Origin of the sequence: Mesorhizobium sp. M0663 (genome assembly GCF_040320585.1) — a bacterium.
GTDB lineage: Bacteria > Pseudomonadota > Alphaproteobacteria > Rhizobiales > Rhizobiaceae > Mesorhizobium.
In genome coordinates, this window is sequence record NZ_JAMYPX010000006.1 from 178391 (window position 1) to 191352 (window position 12962).

At 62.6% G+C, this 12962-nt stretch carries 16 protein-coding genes; 13 read left to right on the top strand and 3 right to left on the bottom strand.

The genetic code is table 11. The features are described from left to right. Positions 1 to 21: 21 nt before the first annotated feature. Complete coding sequence (locus tag NKI54_RS14700; RefSeq protein WP_352636509.1) at positions 22 to 489, bottom strand: carboxymuconolactone decarboxylase family protein; 468 nt, start codon at positions 487 to 489, stop codon at positions 22 to 24. A gap of 85 nt (positions 490 to 574) precedes the next feature. On the opposite strand from NKI54_RS14700, the gene NKI54_RS14705 reads away from it, so the two are divergent. From NKI54_RS14705 to NKI54_RS14725, 5 genes are all read left to right on the top strand, one after another. After that, a complete protein-coding gene (locus NKI54_RS14705; protein ID WP_352636510.1) occupies positions 575 to 1246 on the top strand; it encodes a TetR/AcrR family transcriptional regulator in 672 nt (223 codons plus the stop codon). 4 nt (positions 1247 to 1250) lie between these two features. After that, positions 1251 to 1862: a hypothetical protein gene (locus NKI54_RS14710; protein ID WP_023677686.1), complete on the top strand. Its 612-nt coding sequence runs from the start codon at positions 1251 to 1253 to the stop codon at positions 1860 to 1862. Next, positions 1859 to 2707, top strand: a complete 849-nt coding sequence (locus tag NKI54_RS14715) for a 23S rRNA (adenine(2030)-N(6))-methyltransferase RlmJ (protein WP_352622390.1) — start codon at positions 1859 to 1861, stop codon at positions 2705 to 2707. Before NKI54_RS14710 ends, NKI54_RS14715 begins: the two co-directional genes overlap by 4 nt. A gap of 124 nt (positions 2708 to 2831) precedes the next feature. Then, positions 2832 to 3284 (top strand): hypothetical protein, encoded by a 453-nt coding sequence (locus NKI54_RS14720; RefSeq protein WP_023677684.1) that lies wholly within the window; start codon positions 2832 to 2834, stop codon positions 3282 to 3284. Between the two features lie 125 nt (positions 3285 to 3409). After that, positions 3410 to 4162, top strand: coding sequence for a sulfite exporter TauE/SafE family protein (locus tag NKI54_RS14725; RefSeq protein ID WP_352691802.1), 753 nt, complete (start codon positions 3410 to 3412; stop codon positions 4160 to 4162). Between the two features lie 38 nt (positions 4163 to 4200). On the opposite strand, the gene NKI54_RS14730 is transcribed toward NKI54_RS14725, so the two are convergent. Continuing rightward, positions 4201 to 4836 carry a TetR/AcrR family transcriptional regulator gene (locus NKI54_RS14730; RefSeq protein WP_502896680.1) on the bottom strand — a complete coding sequence of 212 codons (636 nt, stop codon included), beginning with the start codon at positions 4834 to 4836 and terminating at the stop codon, positions 4201 to 4203. A 62-nt stretch (positions 4837 to 4898) separates the two neighbouring features. On the opposite strand from NKI54_RS14730, the gene NKI54_RS14735 reads away from it, so the two are divergent. The 3 genes from NKI54_RS14735 to NKI54_RS14745 all read left to right on the top strand — a co-directional run bounded on the left by NKI54_RS14735 (position 4899) and on the right by NKI54_RS14745 (position 7438). After that, positions 4899 to 5429, top strand: a complete 531-nt coding sequence (locus NKI54_RS14735; RefSeq protein WP_352594392.1) for a DinB family protein — start codon at positions 4899 to 4901, stop codon at positions 5427 to 5429. A gap of 492 nt (positions 5430 to 5921) precedes the next feature. Continuing rightward, positions 5922 to 6359 carry a hypothetical protein gene (locus NKI54_RS14740; RefSeq protein ID WP_084641221.1) on the top strand — a complete coding sequence of 146 codons (438 nt, stop codon included), beginning with the start codon at positions 5922 to 5924 and terminating at the stop codon, positions 6357 to 6359. Between the two features lie 482 nt (positions 6360 to 6841). Continuing rightward, on the top strand, positions 6842 to 7438 hold the full coding sequence (locus NKI54_RS14745) for a glutathione S-transferase family protein (protein WP_352569696.1): 597 nt from the start codon (positions 6842 to 6844) through the stop codon (positions 7436 to 7438). A 78-nt stretch (positions 7439 to 7516) separates the two neighbouring features. Here the strand turns inward: NKI54_RS14745 and NKI54_RS14750 are convergent, their stop codons facing one another. Next, complete coding sequence (locus tag NKI54_RS14750) at positions 7517 to 8167, bottom strand: outer membrane protein (RefSeq protein ID WP_292662341.1); 651 nt, start codon at positions 8165 to 8167, stop codon at positions 7517 to 7519. A gap of 420 nt (positions 8168 to 8587) precedes the next feature. Here NKI54_RS14750 and NKI54_RS14755 point away from each other — a divergent pair, with 420 nt between their 5' ends. The 5 genes from NKI54_RS14755 (at position 8588) to NKI54_RS14775 (ending at position 12878) form a co-directional block, all read left to right on the top strand. Beyond that, positions 8588 to 9364: an SDR family oxidoreductase gene (locus tag NKI54_RS14755; RefSeq protein ID WP_352569697.1), complete on the top strand. Its 777-nt coding sequence runs from the start codon at positions 8588 to 8590 to the stop codon at positions 9362 to 9364. Beyond that, positions 9361 to 11439: an excinuclease ABC subunit UvrC gene (gene uvrC, locus NKI54_RS14760; RefSeq protein WP_352636512.1), complete on the top strand. Its 2079-nt coding sequence runs from the start codon at positions 9361 to 9363 to the stop codon at positions 11437 to 11439. The genes NKI54_RS14755 and uvrC overlap by 4 nt, the downstream gene beginning before the upstream one ends. Positions 11440 to 11539: 100 nt before the next feature. After that, entirely contained in the window at positions 11540 to 12136 is a 597-nt protein-coding gene (gene pgsA, locus NKI54_RS14765; protein WP_352481786.1) for a CDP-diacylglycerol--glycerol-3-phosphate 3-phosphatidyltransferase, read from the top strand. A gap of 1 nt (position 12137) precedes the next feature. Next, on the top strand, positions 12138 to 12395 hold the full coding sequence (gene moaD / locus NKI54_RS14770) for a molybdopterin converting factor subunit 1 (RefSeq protein WP_352636513.1): 258 nt from the start codon (positions 12138 to 12140) through the stop codon (positions 12393 to 12395). A 3-nt stretch (positions 12396 to 12398) separates the two neighbouring features. Next, positions 12399 to 12878: a molybdenum cofactor biosynthesis protein MoaE gene (locus tag NKI54_RS14775; RefSeq protein ID WP_352636514.1), complete on the top strand. Its 480-nt coding sequence runs from the start codon at positions 12399 to 12401 to the stop codon at positions 12876 to 12878. The last annotated feature ends 84 nt before the right edge of the window (positions 12879 to 12962 follow it).

Here is a 12962-nt window from a genome sequence, read left to right on the forward strand (position 1 = left end):
CCCGCTCTAATAACGAAAGCATTACTGCCCGCCCATCTCCTTCCTGAACGTATCGAAATCGACCTGCATGCCGTTGAAGATGGTGCTCCAATGGCGGGTCAGCGCTGAAACGGCGACCGCCTCCTGTATCTCCTCGTCGGTGGCGCCGGCGCGCTTGGCGTCCTGCGTGTCCGACCAGATACAGTAGTTGCACGGGATTTGCGCCGCCACCGCCAGCGAGATCAGCGACTTGACCTTCGGCGACAGCGCCGTCTTGTCGCTGAGCTGGATGGCCTTGACCTCGGCCCATGCACCGGGCAGACCGGCTTTCGGGAACTGCTTTACGAAACCGGGCACCCCGCCCATGGTCGACTGGATGTCCTTGACGGTTGCGTCATACTCATCGGCATAAGAAGGAGCTGCAGCCAGCGTCAGCACACAGGTGGCGGCGAGCAGGCAGGCACGGCGGATGGAAGAATGCGTTGATGAAAGAGTACGATAGGCAGACATGACGTTCTCCTCTGGCGTTTGTTGGCCTTACGGTGTAAGGTAACGTCGAAAATGAACCTTACAGTGTAAGTTGTCAAGCGATACCATGGACACATCGATCAAAAAAAAGCGACTGCGCGGCCGGCTGTCTCGCGAGATGATCGAGGATGCGGCTTTGAAGGTTATCGAGAGCGAGGGCCTCGCCGGGTTTTCGATGCGCAAGCTGGCGGCAGAACTCGGCTGCGAAGCCATGAGCATCTATCACCACTTTCCTTCGGTGGCGCATCTCTTCGAAGCCTTGGTGGATCGGCTGATCGGCTCCCTCGAAATGCCCGACGCGGACCTCCCTTGGCGACAAAGGTTACGCATTGCCGTGCAGGATTTCCGCCGCGTCGCGCGTGAGCACCCGGCCTTTGCCACGTTCCTTGTAACCTACCGGATGAATTCGCCGACCTGTCTCACTTGGCTGAACGGCATCCTTGGCCTGTTCGAGGCCGGCGGCTTCCGACCGGAACTGGGTGCGCGGCTGTTCCGCACCACCGGCTATTATCTGATGGGTGCCATCCTCGACGAGACTGCCGGCTATGCAAGGGGGCCTTCGGCCGTGACCATCGTCAGCGACGAGCAACTGGCGCAGGATTTTCCAAAAGTAGCTGCGGCCGGGCGTTATTTCGGCACCGCCGAATTCGACCGGACGTTTGATCTCGGCCTTGACATGCTCCTGGACGAAATGGAGAACGCCCGCGACTGCGCCAGCGCGCCGAACACCGGGTCTTGACCTCATGCGCTCCCTGTTCGCCCTGATACTGCTCATCGGTACCGGCATCGGCGTCGTCTATCCCTGGGCGATGACCAATTTCTCCGGCCGTGAGATCGGCACCTGGCGGGTTTACGACCAGGGCCGGTTCAAGCCGGTGACCGTGCCCCTGAGCGCACGCGACGGGCCGCTACGCGTGCTGGTCGACCTTACGGCGAGAGCCGAGCGCATCGTCTCGCAGCAGCGCACTGTGTTGACCCTCACTGCCGCCACAGGCGGCAGGACGGTGCTCGCCTCGACGCTGCAGTTCAATCACTCCGACAATCCGCGCCAGGTCAGCCCGCAACTGCCGGACAGGATCTTTCGCGACGAGGCCGGCCTGATCCCGACCGTTACCCCTGGTTCCTACATCTTCACCGTCGGTCCGGGCGACGCCGAAGGCATTCCGATGCGGGCCGTCGATCTCGTCCTGCGCTCGGGTGCCGGCGAGGTCGACCGCCGGGCGCGCCCGGTCGGTTTTTCCCTGATGGCGGCCGGCCTGGTCGGGCTGGTGCTGGCATTCCGTTTCGGCGGCCGCCGGCCGGAAAATCCAAACTCGCAGCCGCCACCGCCGCGCTGGGGCAGGGGCTCCAATTGAACTATCGCCACGCCTACCATGCCGGGAACTTCGCCGATGTCGTCAAGCATGTCGTGCTCAGTCGGCTGATCGAATATCTGAAGCAGAAGGACAAGGCGTTTCGGGTCATCGACACCCATGCCGGGATCGGCCGCTACGATCTGTCCTCGACCGAAGCGCAAAAGACCGGCGAATGGCAAGGCGGCATCGGCCGGCTCGTCGATGCGGCCCTCGATGCGCCGGCGGCGGCACTGCTGTCACCGTATCTTGAAGCCGTAAATTCGCTCAATCCGGACGGCGGCGTGAAAAAATACCCGGGTTCGCCGCTGATCGCCCGGCACCTGATGCGCAAGCAGGACCGGCTGTCGGCAGTCGAACTGCACCCTAAGGATGTCGTCAGGCTGAAGGCGCTGTTCGACGGTGACTTCCAGACCCGGGTGATCGAGCTCGACGGCTGGCTGGCGCTCGGCGCGCATCTGCCGCCAAAGGAAAAGCGCGGCCTCGTGCTCATCGATCCGCCTTTCGAGGAAGAGGGCGAGTTCGGTCGCTTGGTCGACGGGCTGCAAAGAGCCCATCGGCGCTGGCCAGGAGGGATTTACGCGCTGTGGTATCCGCTCAAGGACCGCAGGGCGGTCGCCGCCTTCCGCAAGGCGCTGAAGCAGACGGGCATTTCGAAGCTGCTCGACATCGGTTTTGAGATCAGGCCGGACGCCGTCGAGCCGAGCCTCGACGGCTGCGGCATGGTGGTGGTCAATCCGCCCTTCACGCTGGAAGGCGAGTTACGGACGCTGCTGCCGGCGCTGCACCGGCTGCTTGCACTTGAGCAGCCGTCGCATTGGACGCTGGACTGGCTGGCGGGAGAGTAGTTTGAGGCGCGGCCCTGCCGTTCCGTCAGCGCAACCATCGTCACCACAACCACGGTCGCTACAACCGCTTGACCGCGCGTCAGCGAATCCGCACAGTGCACGCAGTCGACCTTGAGAGGCTGCCATGACTCGCTTCGCCCAATCCGCCCTTGCCGCACTGCTCGCCTTTTGCACGCCGCTGGCCGCGCCTCTTGGCGTCACCCAGGCAGTCCAGGCGGCCGACCTTGCAATCTATACCGACGAGGATAGCGGCGTCTGCGGCGAGGCCTGGGTGCTGAACAAGATCACCGACCGCTTCTCCTATCAGGTGCATCACGTGCCGCATCTGCCCGATGTGCAGATCGTCGACTTCCAGCGCATCCACCAGCATCGCTATCTGCCGGCCGACGACACCTGGCCGATCGGCCGCCGTTATTGCGGCGCCACCGTCAGCCTCTCCGACGGCGGCGCCCGCACCATCTGGTACCTGATCGAGGAAGGCCAGGGTTTTGCCTCGATCGGCGACAATGTCGAATTCTGCGTCTCGGGCTTCGACCGCTGGATGGTCTACAACGGCCGCTGCCGCGTCCTGCGCTGATCGCGCACTCGCTGATTCCGACTTTTTAGCACCGGCCACCTGATCGACCGTCACCGTTTCCATGAGGCGCAGCATTCGCGGGAAGCGCGATCTGCTGTCACGAGTTTGCGGGGAAACAGCACCACATGGATTCGCTTGTTTATACTGTTGCTCTCGGCGCGGTCGTTGCAGGCTTCGTCCAGGGGCTGTCCGGGTTCGCTTTCAGTCTGGTTGCCATGTCGTTTTGGGTTTGGACCGTGGAGCCCCAGCTTGCTGCTGCCATGGCGGTCTTTGGGGCGCTCACCGGCCAGATCATCGCCGCCGTCACCGTCCGCCGGGGTTTCGATCTCAGGCTTCTGCTGCCCTTCCTGATCGGCGGGACCATAGGGATTCCGGTCGGTGTCGCCATCCTGCCCTTGCTGGATGTGCAGTTGTTCAAGCTGGTCTTCGGCGCGCTGCTGGTCGTTTGGTGTCCCTTGATGCTCTTTGCGCGTCGCCTCCCTCCCATCACGGTCGGGGGTCCTGTTGCAGACGGTGCAATAGGTCTGGTCGGCGGCGTCATGGGTGGACTTGGCGGCTTCACCGGCCCGGTTCCAACGCTGTGGTGCGTGCTGCGCCAATGGGAAAAGGACAGGCAGCGTATTGTCATCCAGAATTTCAACCTTGTGACCCTCTCCATGACGATGGCTGCCTATCTTGCGGCCGGAAAGATCAAGCTCGAAATGCTGCCGATGTTTGCCGTCGTCGCGCCGGCGATGTTGATACCAACACTCCTTGGCGCGAGACTCTACATCGGCGTTAGCGAGGCGACTTTTCGAAAGATCGTCCTCGCACTCTTGGCCGCATCAGGTGCGGCATTGTTGGCATCGTCCTTGCCGCACCTCATAAGCCGGGTTTGAACGACACACAGAAATCCCGACTTCCGCCGTGCCATGCGCTATCGACCGATGCGGCCTGCTCCCGATAGGTAGGCGCAGACCAGTTCGACGAGTTGCTTTTGCAGCTCCGGCGCGGCGAGCATGTTCCGGCGTGCCGCGTTGTGGATCACACCTTCGATCGCTGACGACAGCACGCGCGCCACGGTCTGCATGTCGGCGCCTTTCCTTGGCTTGCGATAAGTGGCGACAGCAGTCGCATAGTGGTTGAGGTATTGTGCCTGGAACGAAGCATGGGCGGCCCTGGAGCCGCGATCGCCCGGCGCCTCGTCGAGCAGCACCTGATGTAGTGTCGGGTGAATGCTGTGCGCGGCGATCATGCCGCGCACCAGCTCCTGCGCGAATTTCCTGAGCGGCTTTTGGTCTTCCGCCGAATCGCGAATGACCGACAGCACATGATCGAAGTGACGGCGCCGGACGGCAGCGAGCAGGGAAAGCTTGTCGGGAAAATACTGGTAGAGCGTGCCGATGCTTACACCTGTTGTCTCGGCAACCTTGTTGGTGGTGAAGCCGGCCCAGCCCAGCCCGCTCAGAACATGAGCCGCCGCCTCGATGATCGCCTCGACGGTTGCCCTGGAACGCGCCTGGCGCGGCTGTTTGCGCATGCGCGGATGCGGTTTTGCAATGCGAGTAGACACGTTCGCCCATTCTCCTGAAAATATAAACAACATACTCGCATTTCCGGAAAAGGACACCGACCATGAATGCGCTCGCTCTGCTTCGCAGCCTGTTTGCCTATCAGGCCTGGGCCAATGACGAACTGCTGGAAAAGCTCGCGAGTCTCGACCCGCATGTTCACGGCAAGGAACGGCAGGCCGTGATACGGCTCGTCGATCACAGCCATGTGGTGTCGCGGATATTCTCGGCGCACCTGGTTGACGCAAGCCATGGCTACTCCGCCGACACCACCGAGGACACGCCGGCGTTCGACGAACTTCGCGCCGCGGTCGCAGCGACCGATCGCTGGTATCTCGATTATCTCGAAACCGTTTCGTCGCGGCAGCTGTCCGAGCCCGTCGCATTCGTGTTCACCGACGGGGATAAGGCATTGATGTCGCGACAGGAAATGCTGACCCACGTCGTACTGCACGGCGGCTATCATCGCGGTGAAGCGGGGCGCATCCTGGCGCAGATTTCGGTCATGCCGCCATGGGATACCTTCGCCGTCCATCTCCACAGGGCCGAGCCTTCGCGCCGGCTGCAGATAAGCCGTGAACCGCTCGGCGCCTGAACGGCCGAGCGCTTTCGATCACGGTCGGCTCGACCGGATCTATCGAACGATATCCTGTCCTTTAGAAATGCGAGCTATCTGCTTACTTTCATCGCGTCGTGCAAGATAGTGCAGCGGCGTGCTCGTCGCGTTGCTTCCTACTTACCTGTAGTTTATCGTTTCGGACAAGACGAGGCGGGCGACCGCCTTCGCTCTTGACAATGTTCGCGCCGAGCGTCGGACGTTGAAGCGCAAAGCTGGTCGAACAGGTCATGAGCTTGACGAGAAGACCGGTCGAGATAGAGCGACCAGAATTTCTGTCGCAGAACTTCGCTGCGGGACACAAAGATTCGCAGCCGATTTTTGCGCGGGTAAAATGGTCGCGCGCTCGCCGTAACCGAAACTTAAGCTACAAAAATCATTCTAATGCTTCGCTGGCTAGCAAGCCGCGAGTCAGATATGCAATGCGCGCCGGGTCAATAACGGCCGTCGGCACAACGGAAGGGGCATGATATGGCTAAGCAGTCATCCAAAGCGCCGGCATCCAAGGCACCGGCAAAGTCACCGGCAAAGAAAGCACCGGCAAAAGCAGCCGCGGCAAAGGCCGCAACTGCTGTGAAGAAAGCAGCACCCGCGGCCAAAGCGAAGGCCGCTGCGCCTAAGGCAAAAGCAGCGCCGGCCAAAAAGCCGGCCGCCAAGGCCGCGGCAAAACCAGCCGTGAAGAAAGCAGCACCGGCCAAGGCAAAAGCAGCACCGGCCAAGGCCAAGGCTGCACCGGCAAAGAAGGCGGCACCGGCCAAGAAGCCGGCTGCAAAGGCCGCGGCGAAGCCCGCTGCGAAGAAGGCAGCACCGGCAAAGGCCGCCGCTGCGAAATCTTCTGCAGCAGTGAAGAAAGCAGCGCCCGCGGCCAAGCCGAAGGCAGCGCCCGCAAAGGCGAAGGCCAAGAAGTAGTCGCGGTCCTGCTGTCGCAGGGGACAGTACTCAAGACAGCCAGGGCGGGATGCCGGACAGGCGCCTCGCTTCTTGGTTGACAGTCGGGCAGGACCAGAAAGAGGCGGGAGGAAGACGTCTTTTCGCAGCTCCCAGGACTTCGCCATGCGGCGAAGTCCGGTGGGATATTCGTGGCTGCCAAAACCAACCTTCGGTGCAAGGCCGAGTTGGTAGTTGCTCGGATCTGGATTGTCCGACCTGCTCGCGTCTGCCGCCGCACCTCCGGATCGCATCCGAACGCGAGACTATGGCTGCACGCTGGCGGCGCGGTTTTCCGCCTCTGGCCGTTGATGAACCCTGCATGATCGGTCAACAGTGCCACGCACGAGCCCCTGTCGGAATCGATTTTCGGTAAGGGTCATGCGCGAAGTCACAATGCTACAGCGTCCTTTTGCGCGTCCAACGGGGCATATGGAGCTGTAGCCGGCAAACAGGAATCGACAATGCCCAGACTGCTCTACGCGTCTACTTCCCCCTACAGTTCCAAGGTGCGCATGGCAGCACTTCATGCCCGCATTGCGGTCGATCTCGTGCCGATAAAGACCGAGGAAAGGCCGGCCGAACTGATCGGCGCCAATCCGCTCGGCAAGATCCCGGTGCTGGTGCTCGATGACGGCCGCTCGGTCCACGACAGCCGCGCCATCACCCAGCATCTCAACCGGATGTCGAAGAACGCATTGTTTCCGCGCAATCCCGACAAGCGCCTTGAGGCGGAGGTGCTGGAGGCATTGGCCGACGGCATCTGCGACTGCGCGCTGTCGATGGTCTATGAGCGGCGCACACGGCCGGAAGAGATGGTCTACCAGCCTTGGCTCGAGCGCCAGTGGACGAAGATTTCGGCCGCGCTCGATCTGCTCAACGCGAACCCGCCGAAGCTGCCGAAGAAAATCACCCTCGGCCAGATCGCACTGCGCGCCTGCCTCGGCTATCTCTCGCTGCGCTTCGCTGGAAAATGGGAAAAGGGCCGCGGCCGGCTGACGCGCTGGGCGGCACGCTTCGACGAGAAATTCCCGGAGCTGAAGCCCGCTATCCCGGCTTGAGGACAAGCGGTCTCAACCGATGCCAACAAAAAAAGCCGGGCGCGAGGCCCGGCTTTTTCGTGTCGTGGCTTGGACGACTTAGAACTTCATACCGACGCCGAAGGTGACGCGATTGTCGGTCGACTTGACCTTGCCGATACCGTCGAAGTCCTTCCTGCCGAAGTCCGTGTAACGATACTCGACACGGCCGAACACATTGTCGGTGATCTTGATGTCGGTACCCACGCCGGCTGTCCAGCCAAACTGCGTGTTGGTGTCGCTTACGCCGGCAGCTTCAATCTTCTGGTTCTTCAGCGCGCCACCGGCGGTGCCGTAGAGCAGGATATCCGGGGTGACAGCGTAGCCGAGGCGGGCACGCAGCGAGCCTTCGAAGCCACCCTTGGCCTCGATGCCGGCATCGTCGCCCTTGACGCCGTTGTAGCCGATATCGGCTTCGGCACCGTAGACGAAGTTCTCCTGCTGCCAGTTATAGCCGCCGAAGACGCCGCCGACAAAACCCTTGGTGTCGACGTCGACGCCAATGTCTTTGGCTTTGGCATGGCCAGCGAAGCCGTAGCCGACGCTCACACCGGCATAGGGACCGGCCCAGGATGCGACCGGAAGTTCTGCGATCGGGGCAGGTGCCGGCGGCTCTTCCTGAACCACGTCCGCGGCATAGGCGGTTCCGCCGAGGGCGAACAGCCCAAACGCCACCGCGAGCGGTCGCGCAAATTTAAGATTGGCTTGCATTGTTCTTTACTCCTTAAGCCACAGGACACAGGCTTGTTTTTTCATGAGCGCCCTCAACCCGTCCGGGGGGTGAAACGGATCCGGCGTTCAACGGTTCCAAATGTCGTGTCGAAATGCGGCTGAAGCGAACCTGAACTTGGGTCATTACCTGGCACGAATGAGGCAGAACCTTGACGTTGCATCTTCGCAACAGCGAATGTCAGCAGGTTCGCCGTGCTGCACTGCACACGGCTTGGTGTAAGGGCTCCAGCGCCCTATATTGCGGGCGGGCTGGCCCGAATTCCGGTCGAGCCAAAACGCCCACCGGCCACTTTGCCACAATCCTGCCCCAGGTGGAAATGGGATTTAACGCTTGGCGGGCCATAATTTGCCGGCGCGATCCCGGCAGGTCGGAATCGGCATCGGATTAAGGATTGACAGATGAGCAAGGTCGCCGCGACGGCACTGGTGACGGGCGGGGCGAAGCGGATCGGCAGGGCGATCGTCGAAGATCTTGCCGCGCATGGTTTTGCCGTCGCCATTCATTGCAATCGCTCGCTGGCCGAGGCGGAGGAACTGGCGGCCCAGATCACCAGTGGTCATTTTGGTCGACATGGCCGGGCCGCAGTGGTTGCTGCCGACCTGACCGACATGGACGCGGTCAGCAACCTTGTCGGCCGCGCTGCGGCGGCACTCGGGCCGGTGTCGCTGCTGGTCAACAACGCCTCGCTGTTCGAGCACGACAGCGTTGAGGATTTCGACTGGCCGGCCTGGGATCGCCATTTCGCCATGCATGTCAAGGCGCCGGCGCTGTTGGCACAGACTTTCGCCCGGGCCTTGCCGCAGAACAGTGAGGGGCTGATCGTCAACATGATCGATCAGCGCGTCTGGCGACCGACGCCGCGTTATTTCTCCTATGCGCTGTCGAAGTCGACCTTGTGGGCGGCGACCGAGATGATGGCGCAGGCGCTGGGTCCCCGCATCCGTGTCAACGCCATTGGTCCTGGCCCGACCTTGAAGAACACGCGCCAGCACGACAGCGATTTCGATGCCCAGATTGCCGGGCTGATCCTGAAACGCGGCCCGGAATTGCCGGAATTCGGTGCCACTATCCGTTATCTCTGGGCGGCACGCTCGGTCACCGGCCAGATGATCGCGCTTGACGGCGGCCAGCATCTTGCATGGCAGACGCCCGATGTGACAGGCATGACGGAATGAGCCCCATGGACCAGAAACAAAAAACGCGCGGTGGCGCCGACGACCTGCCGCCCGAAATCGACCTCGAGGACGAGGCGGCCGAGGAGGTCGTCGAGCCTGCAGCCAGCGGTCCGGACGTTACCTTCACCGCCATCGACTGGACCCCGCATGCCGGCGACGCCGACGGCATGGTCGGCGCCGAGGTGATCCAGACGCTGGTAAAGCGGCTGCCCAATGCGCCCGGCGTCTACCGCATGATGAATGCCGCCGGCGACGTGCTCTATGTCGGCAAGGCACGCAGCCTGAAGAAGCGGGTCACCAGCTACGCGCAAGGCCGGTTCCACACCAGCCGTATCGGCCGCATGGTGCGCGAGACATCGACCATGGAGTTCGTCGTCACCCGCACCGAGATCGAAGCGCTGCTGCTTGAAGCCAACCTCATCAAGCGCTTGCGGCCACGCTTCAACGTGCTGATGCGCGACGACAAGTCGTTCCCCTATATCCTGTTGACCGGCGACCATGTCTCGCCCGGTATTTACAAGCACCGCGGCGCGCGCTCGCGCAAGGGCGACTATTTCGGCCCCTTCGCCTCGGCCGGCGCAGTTGGCCGTACCATCAACTCGCTGCAGCGCGCCTTCCTGCTCAGGAGCTGCACCGACTCCTTCTACGAGAACCGCACCCGGCCTTGCCTTTTGTTCCAGATCAAGCGCTGCGCCGGCCCGTGCACCGGCGAAATCTCGCACGGCGACTATGCAAGGCTTGTCGCCGAGGCGAAGGATTTTCTCTCCGGCCGCAGCCAGAAGGTGAAGACGGAGATCTCCGCCGCCATGCAGCAGGCTTCGGAGAACCTCGATTTCGAACGCGCCGCCATCTATCGCGATCGGCTGGCGGCGCTGTCGCATGTGCAGAGCCATCAAGGCATCAATCCGCAGACCGTCGACGAGGCAGATGTCTTCGCCATCCATCAGGAGGGCGGCCAGGTCTGCATCCAGGTGTTCTTCTTCCGCACCGGCCAGAACTGGGGCAACCGCGCCTATTTTCCCAAGGCAGATCCGGCGCTCGAAGCCGGCGAGGTGCTGGGATCGTTCCTGGCGCAGTTCTACGACGACAAGCCGACGCCGCGCACCATCCTGTTGTCGCATGGCGTCGAGGACCAGGACTTGCTGGCGGAGGCGCTCTCCACCCGCGCCGGCCGCAAGGTCTCGATCTCGGTGCCGCAGCGCGGCGAGAAGAAGGACCTGACCGACAACGCGCTGCAGAACGCGCGCGAGGCGCTCGGCCGGCGGCTCGCCGAAACCTCGACCCAGGCGCGGCTGCTCACTGGCTTTGCCGAGACCTTCGGCCTGGAAAAACCGCCGGTGCGCATCGAGGTCTATGACAACTCGCACATCATGGGCACCAACGCCGTCGGCGCCATGGTCGTCGCCGGGCCGGAAGGTTTTGTGAAGAACCAGTATCGAAAGTTCAACATCCGCTCGACCGAGATCACGCCGGGCGACGATTTCGGCATGATGCGCGAGGTGATGCAGCGGCGCTTTTCGCGGCTGTTGAAGGAACATGGCGACGCCCCGCAAACCGAGGGCGCGGGCGAGGCGAGCCCTACCGAACCGGGCGACGATATCGAGGACGCGGGCGGCTTCCCCGCCTGGCCCGACGTCATCCTCATCGACGGCGGCCAAGGGCAGATGACGGCGGTGCGCAAGATCCTCGCCGATCTCGGCATCGAGGACCGCGTCGTGGCCATCGGCATCGCCAAGGGTCAGGACCGTGATGCAGGCCGCGAACGCTTCTTCGTCAAGGGCAAGGCCCCATTCTCGCTGCCCGTACGCGATCCGGTCCTCTATTTCGTCCAGCGGCTGCGCGACGAGGTCCATCGTTTCGCCATCGGTTCGCACCGCGCCCGCCGCAAGAAGGAGATGGTCAAGAGCCCGCTCGACGAGATCAGCGGCATCGGCCCCGGCCGCAAGCGCGCGCTGCTGATGCATTTCGGTACGGCCAAGGCGGTCAGCCGCGCCGCCGTCGAGGACCTGGTCAAGGTCGACGGCATTTCCGAGCAGGTGGCGAAATTGGTCTACAATCATTTTCACGAGAGCTAAGACGTATTGCCGACATTTCGGCTGGCTAATCGATTCTGGCCTGTTGACCCCCCACATTCGCTTCTGATTTGACTAAGCAGGCAGAAAGAGTTCCCAAAACATGGCTCAGCGCGCATTCAACCTGCCCAACATGCTCACTTATGCCCGCATCCTGGCGGTGCCGCTGGTGGTGCTGTGCTTCTTCCTGGAAGGGCATCTGAAATCGAGCGACTTCGCGCGCTGGTCGGCGCTCATCATTTTCCTGCTCGCCTCGATCACCGATTACTTCGACGGCTATCTGGCGCGCGCCTGGCAGCAGACCTCCAACATCGGCAAGATGCTCGACCCGATCGCCGACAAGCTGCTCGTCGCCACTTGCCTGCTGCTGCTTGCCGCCGACACCGACCGCCATGCCGGCATCGCCGGCTGGTCGCTGTGGGCGGCGATCATCATCCTGTGCCGCGAGATCCTGGTCTCGGGCCTGCGCGAATATCTGGCGGCCTTGAAGGTCTCGGTGCCGGTGACGCAGCTCGCCAAATGGAAGACCACCATCCAGATGATCGCCATCGCCTTCCTGCTTGCAGGTCCCGCCGGTGACAAGATCTTCCCGCTGACCACCCAGACCGGGCTGGTGCTGCTGTGGATCGCAGCCCTGGTGACGCTCTACACCGGCTACGACTATTTCCGCGCCGGCCTCAAGCACATCATGGACGAGTAACATGTCGACGAAGCTCATCTATTTCGCCTGGGTGCGCGAGCGGATCGGCAGACCGGAGGAGGACGTCGACCTGCCGGCTGGCATCGAAACGGTCGCCGACCTGTTGCGCTGGCTGAAATCGCGCGGCGAGGAGTACGAGAACGCGCTGCAATATCCTGACGTGATCCGCGTCGCCATCAACCAGGAACATGTCGAGCACCGCGAGAAGATCGCCGGCGCGCGCGAGATCGCGCTGTTCCCGCCGATGACCGGTGGCTGAACCATGTCCGCGGTGGTGCCGGTCGTGCGCATCCAGGCGGAGGATTTCGACGTCGCCGCCGAGATCGCCAGGCTGACCAGGGGTCGCAACGATATCGGCGCTGTGGTGACCTTCTCCGGCCTTTGCCGCGACGAGCAAGGCAGGCTCTCGGCGCTCGAGCTCGAACATTATCCCGGCATGGCGGAAGCCGAGATATCCCGCATCGCCGGCGAGGCAATCGAGCGCTGGCCGCTGCAGGGGCTCACCGTCATCCATCGCCACGGCAAGATCGCGCCCGGCGAAAACATCGTGCTGGTGGTGGCGGCTTCCGCCCACCGGCAGGCGGCGTTCGAGGCCGCGAATTTCCTGATGGACTATTTGAAATCACGCGCGCCGTTCTGGAAAAAGGAACACCATAGCGACGGTTCTGAAGGCGGCTGGGTCGACGCCAAGGAGGCCGACGACAAGGCGGCGGGGCGCTGGAAGCAACAGCCGTCCAAATAAATCCCTGGACAGCCATGCCCATACCCGGCCAGCCATTCATTGACCGCAATCCTGCGAGACCCTTCGCCGGAAGGGGAGCAGGAT

Coding starts and splice junctions, on each gene's coding strand:
- pgsA (WP_352481786.1), top strand. CDS start 11,540: ATGGCTCAGCGCGCATTCAACCTGCCCAACATGCTCACTTATGCCCGC.
- NKI54_RS14740 (WP_084641221.1), top strand. CDS start 5,922: ATGGCTAAGCAGTCATCCAAAGCGCCGGCATCCAAGGCACCGGCAAAG.
- NKI54_RS14735 (WP_352594392.1), top strand. CDS start 4,899: ATGAATGCGCTCGCTCTGCTTCGCAGCCTGTTTGCCTATCAGGCCTGG.
- NKI54_RS14725 (WP_352691802.1), top strand. CDS start 3,410: ATGGATTCGCTTGTTTATACTGTTGCTCTCGGCGCGGTCGTTGCAGGC.
- NKI54_RS14750 (WP_292662341.1), bottom strand. CDS start 8,167: ATGCAAGCCAATCTTAAATTTGCGCGACCGCTCGCGGTGGCGTTTGGG.
- NKI54_RS14720 (WP_023677684.1), top strand. CDS start 2,832: ATGACTCGCTTCGCCCAATCCGCCCTTGCCGCACTGCTCGCCTTTTGC.
- NKI54_RS14710 (WP_023677686.1), top strand. CDS start 1,251: ATGCGCTCCCTGTTCGCCCTGATACTGCTCATCGGTACCGGCATCGGC.
- uvrC (WP_352636512.1), top strand. CDS start 9,361: ATGAGCCCCATGGACCAGAAACAAAAAACGCGCGGTGGCGCCGACGAC.
- NKI54_RS14700 (WP_352636509.1), bottom strand. CDS start 489: ATGTCTGCCTATCGTACTCTTTCATCAACGCATTCTTCCATCCGCCGT.
- NKI54_RS14775 (WP_352636514.1), top strand. CDS start 12,399: ATGTCCGCGGTGGTGCCGGTCGTGCGCATCCAGGCGGAGGATTTCGAC.
- NKI54_RS14745 (WP_352569696.1), top strand. CDS start 6,842: ATGCCCAGACTGCTCTACGCGTCTACTTCCCCCTACAGTTCCAAGGTG.
- moaD (WP_352636513.1), top strand. CDS start 12,138: ATGTCGACGAAGCTCATCTATTTCGCCTGGGTGCGCGAGCGGATCGGC.
- NKI54_RS14755 (WP_352569697.1), top strand. CDS start 8,588: ATGAGCAAGGTCGCCGCGACGGCACTGGTGACGGGCGGGGCGAAGCGG.
- NKI54_RS14705 (WP_352636510.1), top strand. CDS start 575: ATGGACACATCGATCAAAAAAAAGCGACTGCGCGGCCGGCTGTCTCGC.